Below are 1234 nucleotides of genomic sequence, written 5' to 3' on the forward strand. Positions count from 1 at the left end.
GGTATATGGAGTATCCATTAAACCCAATTGTTACTGGGAGAAACAAAACCTAAAATTTTTTATGTATCAATACCATACATTTTACGATTTACGATTAATCCCGCCAAGATTTTATTTCGTAAACCATAGTGTAGAAGAATGGAAAAAATAAGAGACTGCAATTCAATAAAAGATACTACCATGCCCTTTAGTTACATAACAAAGTTGCTGCAGCAACCCGAACCACTTGAGACTGCCCCGTAAGTTCCATAAGGGGTACGGAAACGATTCAAAGAATGAGGGCCACTATGGAAAACAAAACCAAAAGAAACAAAGGAATAAAAGGGATGCGTAGAGAAACAGTTATAGAATTTTAAAAAGGAGGTCTTATAATCAATGTCCTACTTTAAAACAGATGAGGAAGATTTTAATCAGTTTAATTGTTATCTAAACGATCAAGAATTGTCACATAAGTAATTATATCCTGATATTGTATTTGAATGGATTAGGGAGCAAAATCACATTCCTTTTATTAATTCTTCTTTAAATCAACGACTGCTCAATGAAATGCAAACTACTGCTCATAAATTTTATGTAGCCTCTCTACATTGGTATTACAAAAGTAAACACTTTCATCTTGAAAAAGATACAGCAAATATGCTAGTGCAAACCGATGTACATAGTGTTTAAGGATCAGATTTAAATATCCCATTTCCTTGTTTCTATTTAACTGTTCCGGAGAATATTGTTACTGTTTCGTTTGAAGGTGATGAGGGAGAATGTTTGTATGAAGGAGTTTCTCAAGGTATTTATGTGATTGAGGTAGAGAGGAAAGGTAAGATTTATTGGGATATTGTTGCCTCGCTAAAATTAAGAAATTATAAAAATAAAACACAGTCAGGTAGTGTGATGGTCGCTGTAAATTTACCAACTGGTGAACATATCGATATATTTGAAACAGCCAAAAAGGTTTTTGATAAACCTTTCCCTAACACTAGTGATCCTTGCCAGTATTACTATAATAAAACTAGCCGTGCCATATTAGAAAGATTCCTGTTACTTTTAGTTAATACCTTACTTTATCTCAGGTCCGATAAAGCTATAACTCTGCATATTTCCCCACCTGTATCAAAGAAAAAGAATCGTACATTGAAATCAAAATCAGAGTTTTGCTCTCCTTATATTATTTTTTGATATAAATTTTAAATTTTTTTTGCTCTTATTAAGTTTTATTAAGAATCTAGATTTTAAATTT

1 protein-coding gene is annotated in these 1234 nt (G+C 31.9%); it reads left to right on the forward strand.

Going from position 1 to position 1234, the window contains the following annotated elements:
• Nucleotides 1–762 precede the first annotated feature (762 nt).
• Nucleotides 763–1173: a hypothetical protein gene (locus tag ACFVSH_RS26795; RefSeq protein WP_387708865.1), complete on the forward strand. Its 411-nt coding sequence runs from the start codon at nt 763–765 to the stop codon at nt 1171–1173.
• Nucleotides 1174–1234: the final 61 nt, after the last annotated feature.

Source organism: Peribacillus sp. NPDC058002, from assembly GCF_042886655.1.
GTDB classification, from domain to species: Bacteria; Bacillota; Bacilli; order Bacillales; family DSM-1321; genus Peribacillus; species Peribacillus aracenensis.